8 protein-coding genes are annotated in these 8710 nt (G+C 63.5%); 2 read left to right on the top strand and 6 right to left on the bottom strand.

Annotation, left to right across the window (positions count from 1 at the left end):
- The first annotated feature begins 184 nt into the window (after positions 1-184).
- Entirely contained in the window at positions 185-1114 is a 930-nt protein-coding gene (locus A2J03_RS07640; protein WP_082897669.1) for an alpha/beta hydrolase, read from the top strand.
- Positions 1115-1118: 4 nt separating this feature from the next.
- Here A2J03_RS07640 and A2J03_RS07635 read toward each other — a convergent pair whose 3' ends face one another.
- The 6 genes from A2J03_RS07635 to A2J03_RS07615 form a co-directional block, all read right to left on the bottom strand.
- Entirely contained in the window at positions 1119-1781 is a 663-nt protein-coding gene (locus A2J03_RS07635; protein WP_068371637.1) for a TetR/AcrR family transcriptional regulator, read from the bottom strand.
- Complete coding sequence (locus A2J03_RS07630) at positions 1778-2623, bottom strand: SDR family NAD(P)-dependent oxidoreductase (protein ID WP_068371634.1); 846 nt, start codon at positions 2621-2623, stop codon at positions 1778-1780. Before A2J03_RS07630 ends, A2J03_RS07635 begins: the two co-directional genes overlap by 4 nt.
- A complete protein-coding gene (locus A2J03_RS07625) occupies positions 2620-4110 on the bottom strand; it encodes a flavin-containing monooxygenase (RefSeq protein ID WP_068371631.1) in 1491 nt (496 codons plus the stop codon). Before A2J03_RS07625 ends, A2J03_RS07630 begins: the two co-directional genes overlap by 4 nt.
- Before the next feature lie 129 nt (positions 4111-4239).
- On the bottom strand, positions 4240-5907 hold the full coding sequence (locus tag A2J03_RS07620) for an HNH endonuclease signature motif containing protein (protein WP_068371628.1): 1668 nt from the start codon (positions 5905-5907) through the stop codon (positions 4240-4242).
- A gap of 346 nt (positions 5908-6253) precedes the next feature.
- Positions 6254-6418, bottom strand: a complete 165-nt coding sequence (locus A2J03_RS30415; RefSeq protein WP_156520259.1) for a hypothetical protein — start codon at positions 6416-6418, stop codon at positions 6254-6256.
- Positions 6419-6445: 27 nt separating this feature from the next.
- On the bottom strand, positions 6446-7837 hold the full coding sequence (locus tag A2J03_RS07615; protein ID WP_068371641.1) for a xylulokinase: 1392 nt from the start codon (positions 7835-7837) through the stop codon (positions 6446-6448).
- 156 nt (positions 7838-7993) lie between these two features.
- On the opposite strand from A2J03_RS07615, the gene A2J03_RS07610 reads away from it, so the two are divergent.
- Positions 7994-8644, top strand: a complete 651-nt coding sequence (locus tag A2J03_RS07610) for a TetR family transcriptional regulator (protein ID WP_068371625.1) — start codon at positions 7994-7996, stop codon at positions 8642-8644.
- Positions 8645-8710 lie beyond the last annotated feature (66 nt).

The following is an 8710-nucleotide window of genomic DNA, read 5'->3' as shown; positions in this document are numbered from 1 at the left end:
CGTGTGCTCGTAGCCGTCGCCGGTGAACAACGTTGTCGCTGCCTCGACTATCTCGGACCGCTTCTCGGCTCTGTCGACGGGTCGGCGGTTGCGCGGCATCCCCACACTCTATCTAGATCGTCGTTCAAGATGCTGTTAGTCTCTTCTTGAATTTCGATCAAGAATGCGACCGAAGGGCAAGTTCGTGAACTCCGACGACCGTAGCCAGTACACCCGCAGTGACGAATGGTTCCAATCGGACGGTGTTCGCTGCGCGATCGCGGTGTACCGCCCGGTCGGTGCCACCACCGACACACCGGCGGTCGTCATGGCCCACGGATTTGCCACCCCTCGTGCGATTCGTCTCTCTGCATACGCGGAGGTCTTCGTCCGGGCCGGCTACACGGTACTCGTATTCGACTACCGCCACTTCGGGGACAGCGACGGGCAACCACGACAGCTGCTCGACATCAAGAAGCAACTCGAGGACTGGCGCAACGCAGTTGCCTACGCCAGAACCGTCGACGGCGTCGACTCCGAACGCATCGTCGGCTGGGGCACCTCGTTCGCCGGCGGACACGTCCTCACCAGAGCCGGCGCGGGCGAGCAATTCGCCGCTGTCATCGCTCAGATTCCGCATGTGAACGGACTCGCTGCCGTCCGAGTGACAGGACTGCGACGCACGCTGCGCCTGCTTCCCTCGGCAGTGATCGACCAAGCGCGGGCGCTCCTGAAGAAGTCGCCGCGCTACGTCGAATCCGTCGGCCGTCCAGGAGATGTCGCAGTCATGACCTCTCCTGATGCCATGCCCGGACGCGACCGACTTCTCGCCGAATCCAGCCTTCAGAACGGCGACTACCCCGAAACTGTCGCTGCCCGCATACTTCTGCGCGTCGGGCTCTACAACCCCGGCCGAACGGCGTCGAAGATCCAGTGCCCAACACTGATTCAGATCATGTCCGACGACGCGGTCACCCCGGCATCGGTGTCCTTGAAGACAGCACAGAAGATTCCCGACATCACCGTGCACATCCACAAGGGCGGCCACTTCGACCCGTATACCCAGCCACTCTTCCCGATCGTCGTCGAAGAGCAGTTGGCATTCTTGAAATGGGCAGTGCCGCTGACTCCGTAAGACGTCAGCCGGGTTGCGAGTGGCCGGTCAGCGGTACGACGATGCTATTCAGGAAAGCCGCAGTGGTCGCAACGACGATGCGGCGTTCGGCCGCATACTCGCTCGCCAACCACGTCATCGCGGTGTGGCTGATTCCGCCGACCGCCGCGGCGGCAAGGAGATCGAGGTCGACGTCGAGGCCGGATGCAACATCGGGGTCGAAGGCTCGCAGATAGTCGAGCATCAGTGCACCGAATCGCTGCATCGCAGTGAGGTACGTCCGCTCGACGCGAGGACTGACCCCGAGCACCTCGATCCAGACCACTCTCGCGAGGTGCGGGTCCTCGACGCGCTCGAACAATGCGTCGAGACCTCGTCCGACCACTGTCCCGATATCGCTGCCGGAGTCGACGTCCGCGAGCGCGTGGGCAATCGACTCCGTCAGGCGCGCGATGCACTCGCCGTAGACGGCGAGCAGTAGATCCTCGGTTCCGTCGAAATGCTGATAGAAGTGTCGATCGGCGACCTTGGCTTCGCGACACAGACCGCGGACCGTTGCCGGCCGATAGCCGACACTGCCGAACACACGCAACCCGGCATCGAGCAGTTGCCTGCGACGCCGCTCGTCGCGATCCTCGGCGCTCTCGCCGCGATACGCCCGTCCGGGCGCCTCGGAGTCCGTGGTCACTTCCTTCGACCGTCGAGCTCTGTCGTGAGACGGATGATGTCGGCGTTCCGGCCGAGCATTGCATCGGAGACGGGGTTGACGATGCCCCGGAGAAGGGAAATGGGTATCCACCGTCCGGGTACCTGAATCCGCGGTGCTCGACGCTCGATCCCCCGCACTACTCCGCGCGCGAGCTTTTTCGTCGAGATCGGACGCCGCAGAGGCGTCGGGAACGCCTTGGCGACAAGCGCTGTCGCGATGTCGTCTCCGCCGAACGCGACGTCGGCGATCGGCGTCGACACCCATCCTGGATAGAGCACCCCGGCTGTGGCATCGGTGCCCGCCAATTCGGTCCGCAGCGCTCGACCGAGCTGCTCGACAGCGGCCTTCGAGGCTGCGTACGGCGCGTTGGCGAGACCGTTGAGATACGCGTACGTCGACGACGTCAGCAGGATGTACCCACCGCATTCGACGACATGCGGCAGTACGGCTCGCACCGTATTCCACACCCCGACGAGGTTGACGGCGATGACTTTCTCGAATATCCCATCCTCCGCCGAACGAATGGTCGACGCCTTTGCGCCACTGGAGATCCCGGCATTCGCCAACACCACATCGAGACGACCGAAGGTCGCCAGTGCAGTTGCAACTGCTGCGTCCAACTGCTCGCGCTGCGTTACGTCCGCGTAGGCGAATACCACGCGGTCTTTCCCCAGTGCTGCTGCGACCCCGTCGAGGTCGGATGACACAACATCGACCAGCACGAGAGAGGCCCCGCGGCGATACAGCGCCTCGGCCACTGCCGCGCCGATACCTCCGGCCGCACCGGTGATCAGAACGACCTGTCCGGAATGATCTTTCATGCCGATACCTCGTTCTTCGCTGCGACCCCGGTGGGTGCCATGTGAATGTGGTGCGCCTCCGGTCGAAACCTTTTGGCCCAACGCCGAAACGTGAAGCTGAATCCCGGGAACATCGCCACCACGTGCCCGGACCGCGACTGATACCAGCTGTGGCAGCCGCCGTCCTTCCACACCGTGCCCTCCATGTCGCGGTGAATTCTGTCGGTGTAGTCCTGCTCCGCAGCGGATGTGACTTCGACGGCGACAGCGCCGGCCGTCCGCACCGCGTCGACGGCACGCACGATGTACTCCATCTGCGCCTCGATGAGAAAGATCGCTGATGTGTGCCCGATTCCGGTGTTCGGGCCGGTCACGATGAACAGGTTGGGGAATCCCGGAACGGTCGTGCCCAGATAGGCCCGCGGGTAGGGGTTCCAGACGTCCGACAATGCGCGGCCATCGCGTCCGATCACCGGGTACGAGATGACACCGTCGGTGGCGTCGTATCCGGTGGACCACACGAGGAGGTCGATGTCGACGTGTTCGCCGGAGGTGGTGACAAGCCCTGTTTCGGTGATCTCGGCAATGCCGTCGTTCTTGTCGTGCAGGGTGACGTTCGATGCGCCGAGCGACGGGTACAGCGTGTCCGACAGAATCACTCGCTTGCAACCGATGAGGTAGTCGGGAGTGAGCTTCGCTCTCAGGTCCACGTCCGGCACCTGAGTTGCCAAGTGTTTCACTGCAGCACGCTGGGCGACTGCCTTCAGGGCACGTCGCGAATATTTGAAACCGATGATTCGAGTCTCGAGAGTCCAGTAGATCGCAGAGCGCACGAGCTTGCGGATGGGTTCCACGCGAAGCAGTCTTCGCTGCAGCGGAGTGAATTCGCGGTCGTTGCGCGGCATCACCCAGTGGGGTGTGCGTTGAAAAACATGCAGGTGTTCCACGTCGGGCGCGATCGCAGGAATCACCTGCGCGGCGCTGGCCCCACTACCGACGATCGCGACGCGCTGTCCGGCATGGTCGAAGTCCGTGTCCCAGTCGTTGGTGTGGAACTGAGTGCCCTGGTATCGCTCACGGCCAGGAAACGGCGGAATGACGGGGGTACTGAGGGGGCCGGATGCGTTCACCACGAATTTCGCCGCGTAGTCACCGCGCGATGTCGTGATCTTCCAATGGTCTCCGGACCACTCGATTCTCTGAACATCCGTGTCGGAATGCGTTCGAGCGGGCAGCCCGTTCGACTCCAGTACGTGGTCGGTGTAGCGCTCGAGCTCATCGCGCTCGGCGAACATCCGCGTCCACTCGAACGGCTCGGACGCTATCGAGTACAGCGGGCTCTGCACGTCCACCGCTGCACCCGGATACCGATTCTGTCGCCACGTCCCGCCGAGAAACGATCGTCTCTCGAGGATGACGAGATCGTCGATACCCCGGTCGAGCAGCGCCTTCGCCGCGCATTGACCACCGAAGCCGCTCCCGATGATCACTACGGAATGTACGTGCATCCTGCGTCCCTCCCGCCACCGCGCGGCAACCGATGACGCGCGTCATCACATCTAAAGTGATGACGCCTGATTCCGCAATGGCCGGGCGACTCGCGGCTGTCGCACGACTGCCCCCCACAGTTCGGCTACCTACGGTTCGGGGTCCTCGGGTTCCTCGTACAGATATTCCTGCGGATGGTGATAATGATTTACGAGCCCTTTGCGATCGGGGTCGACCGCCTCGGGTGGATGCCACTGAGCGCGGCCCGGCTGCGGATGATCAGGACCCGTAGTGGTCGTCGCCCAATCGTTCGGCCCGTCGCCGACGAGCGGATGATGCAGATCGCATCCGAACGTCAGAGAATCGACATCGGTATCTCCGCCATCCACCCAATCGGTCACGTGATGGGCCTGACACCACACTGCAGGCCGAGTGCAGCCCGGAAAGCTACACCCGCGATCGCGAGCAATCAGCACAATCCGCTGATCAGCAGAGGCAATACGTTTGGATCGACCCAAATACAGGGCCCGTCCGTCGTCGTCGAAGATCGCCAAATAATGATGAGCATGCGAGGCCATACGAATCGCATCCCGAATCGTCACCAGAGACCCGGTACCGGTCACCGCATGCCCCGACGCGGTCTCCAGCTCCTTCGCCGTCATCGTGATGATCGCCGTCACCGGCAGACCACGATGCCGCCCGACCGAGCCGGAGGCAAGCATCTGCCGCAGAATCACCTTGAACGCATCATGATTCCGCCGCCCCTGACTACGACCATCCCGCCCCGCTCGACGCTCGTCGCCCTCGGCAGTCGAGGTATCCCGGGGGTCGTGGTCACCGGGGGTGCTGTCGGACCCACCACCGCCAGACCCAGGGCCACCAGACCCACCACCGCCAGACCCACTGCCCGGACCGTCGAACAAAGTTGGGTCGCTGTCTGTTTCATCCCCCGGCCCAGGCTCGTCACGGCCACCGGGTTTGTCGCTACCGTCGCGCTTGTCGCTGTCTTCTGGCTCATCGACCACCGGCTTCGGCTCGTCGGGATTGCAGTTGCCGGGCTTGGCGAGTTTCGCCAGAAGCGGCTCGAGATACGCCCGGCACTCCGCATCGATCACAAAGCTGCCCTTACTCAGGCCATCGGAGTCCTGAGGCCCGAGACGGAAGTAGCACTTGCTCGACGGATCCTTCTCATCGAGCGTCCCGTCCGGATCCAACAGCGCATGCAGACGTGCTGCAGCAACGCGAAGCTGCTCCGGTGTCACCTCTTTCGCGAGATTGCCGAGCAGGATTTCGGACTGGACTTTCGACTCGTGATCGACCGCCGAAGGTAAGTTCTCGAAGAACTTGTCGATGACCTTCACATGCGCAGCATCGATCTCGCCGCCACGATGCCCATCCGCAGTCGTCGGATACTCCGGATCGAGCTTCTCCCCGGTCATCGCCCGACGCCGAGATAGCTTCGCAGCGATCTTGATGCGCTTACCCGCCACCAACGGATCGACGCGCAACAAACACCCCAGCCGCGACGGGTTCGTCCTCTCCGGCAACACCGCCAACCCATCGTTCTCGACCAGCTCGGTCAACCACGTATGCGAAGTGCCGTACATCGCCTGCGACAGTGTCTCCATCCGCACCATCACCGCGCGCCGATCGGCGTCGACCAGCAGGCTCGAATCAACAGCTGCAACACGATTCCACGCAGTTTCCATCGCTTCGACCGCCTCGCACAAGGTCGGGTCGGAAATCGCGAGCCCACCACGTGCACTGGCGACCCCTAGATCGTCAGCCAAACCGGCGACACCCTCCCCCGAAAGCATGCTCCAAGAATACCCCGAAAATCATCGTTTGTCGAACATATGTTCGATTCGAACGAGTTCCGTCGGCTCAGCGGATGGCACTCGCAACTTTCAAGGATCTCTGCATCGACGCATCCGACCTCGTTGCGGTAGCGCAATTCTGGTCGCCCTCACTGGGCATGACGATCAAGGACTCCGACGATCACTCGACTCGACGGTGCCACACGACAGCACACAGTGTGGATCAACAAGGTGCCCGAGCCGAAGACCGCAAAGAACCGCGTGCACTTGGATGTTCACGCATCAGACCCCGAATCGCTCGAAGGCACGTCTCCACTATCCGGCGCCGGCGACTACCCGTGGCGGATCATGGCCGAACCCCGACGGCGGCGAATTGTGCGTGTTCACGCGAGCCGCCGTCCCTGGCTACCGCCTCTACGAAGTAGTCGTCGATGCCGCCGATCCACAGATGTTGGCGGAGTGGTGGGCAACCATGTTCGACGCCGAGCAGCAACGAGTTCTGCGCCTTCATACGCTGAAAAGCGCTCCGAAACGCCAGTCAGACGCCTTCGGTCAGATCCCGGACCTCCGCGTACCGCTCACGGATTTCCGGCTTCGGGTCGGCTTCGAAAGTGCGGGCACGCGCCGACGCCCACTGCGGCGGCTCAGGGGTTCCCGCGAGCGCCCAAGCCGCTTGGCGCGCTGCGCCGTCGGCGACGTACTCACCCGGCTCGGGGACGACGACGGGTACACCGAGGATCGCCGGGGCAAGTTCGCACAGCGCTGCCGACTTGGCGCCGCCTCCGATGAGCAGGACCCTGCGCGTGTCGACTCCTGCGGCCCGGAGCGCGTCGATGCCGTCGGCCAAGCCGCACAGCAGGCCCTCCAGCGCGGCGCGCGCCAGATGACCGGGAGTCGAATTGCCAAGGCGTAGACCGTGAATTGCGCCGGAGGCGTTAGGTCGATTCGGGGTCCGTTCGCCTTCGAAGTACGGAATCAGCACGAGACCTTCGCTCGGAGTCGACAACGCTAGCCGGGATAGTCCGTCGTGATCGACGCCCAACAACGACGCCGTCGCGTCGAGAACACGCGCAGCATTCAACGTGCACACCAATGGAAGTTGTCGACCTGTTGCGTCGGCGAACCCTGCAATGATTCCCGACGGGTCGGCCGCAGCGACATCGGTGACGGCCGAGACGACTCCGGACGTGCCGATCGAGACCACGACATCGCCGACCTTCGCGGCCAAACCGAGTGCCGCTGCGGCGTTGTCACCGGTTCCCGGTCCGATCACAGCTCCGGACGCCGTCTCGCCGATCCGGTCGTACGGCCCCGCGACGCGCGGCAAGTGTGGCTTTCGGCCACGCATGCCCAGTTCCAGCAGATCCTCGCGGTACGCATCGGTCCCGGCGGAGTAGTAGCCGGTCCCGCTGGCGTCACCACGGTCGGTGGCCAACGAGTCGAGACAGACCGCGCCGCCGAGTTGCCAACTGAGCCAGTCGTGCGGGAGACAGACCGCCGCGGTGCGGTCAGCGTTCTCGGGTTCGTGGTCCGCGAGCCACCGGAGCTTGGCGACGGTGATCGCCGCAACCGGGACGACGCCCACTGCGTCCGCCCACGCTTGGCCTCCCCCCAGCTCCTGGACAAGGTCGGCTCCGGACGACGCCGATCGCGTGTCGTTCCACAGCAACGCCGGCCGAACGACCTCGCCGGACTCGTCGAGACAGATCATCCCGTGCTGCTGCGCGCCGACGGCCACCGCGTCGACGTCGTCGAGACCACCTGCTTCGTCGATGGCGGTGTCGAGCGCGGCCTTCCACACTGCTGGACCGATCTCGGTACCGTCGGGATGACGCGCCCGTCCGCGCCGCACGACCTCACCCGAATCAGCGTCTCGGACAAAGACTTTGCACGACTGAGTGGACGAGTCGATTCCTGCAACGAGAGCCAAGACTTCCATCCTTCACGGTGAGGGTATTTCTTTCACGACCCTACAGTCGTCCGCACCACTCGTTCGGAACTTCGGCTCGGTCGAATCGGATCGCGCCCGGACTCGAATCTCGCTACGCCTCGGGTCCGGCCACACCATGGACTACGTTCATGCACTATGCGTGACTCCGAGGACTCCGACGCCTTTCGCCTGTCCGTGGCGAAAGCAGCCCTCGACCTGTTCGCAGTGAACGGGTACGACGCCACCTCGGTCGACGACATCGCCGAAGCGTCGGGAATTTCGCGCAGGACCTTCTTCCGGCAGTTTCGCGGCAAGGACGACGTCATCTTCGCCGACCACGAAATCCTGCTCGAGCAGACCGCGTCGTTCCTGGAACGACCGCACAAGGATCCCTGGATCGCCGTCTGCGAAGCAGCCCAGCTGGTATTCGAACGCTTCTCCGGTTGGAAGGAACAGTCTCGACTGCGGTATCAGGTCGTGCACGAGAACCCGGCGCTACGCGACCGCGAGATAGTCACGGTCTTTCGGTACGACCGATTGTTCGTCGACTATCTCCGTCAGGCACTTCCCAACCACTCCCACCTGGAGATTCTGCAGTTCTCGGCCTCGGTCACGGCGACGCACAACTACATTCTGCGACGGATGATTCGGGACGGCGTCCCGACCAGCGCGAGCGACCTCGAGGAGGCACTGGGCAAAGTCCGCGCCGGATTCGACACCGGATCCGAGCAGGTCGTCGTTGCTGTCTTTCCCCGAGGCACCTCGCGTTCGGCGATCGCCGACGCCCTCGCCGAGCACTGGGACTAGAACTGCTGGCACTCGGTGCCATCGATCCTTGTCTTCACCGCCTCGGCTCGGTACCATCAAGAAATC

Source organism: Rhodococcus sp. EPR-157 (assembly GCF_001647195.1).
Taxonomy (GTDB): Bacteria; Actinomycetota; Actinomycetes; order Mycobacteriales; family Mycobacteriaceae; genus Rhodococcoides.
This window is presented reverse-complemented; position numbering and strand designations above follow the sequence as displayed.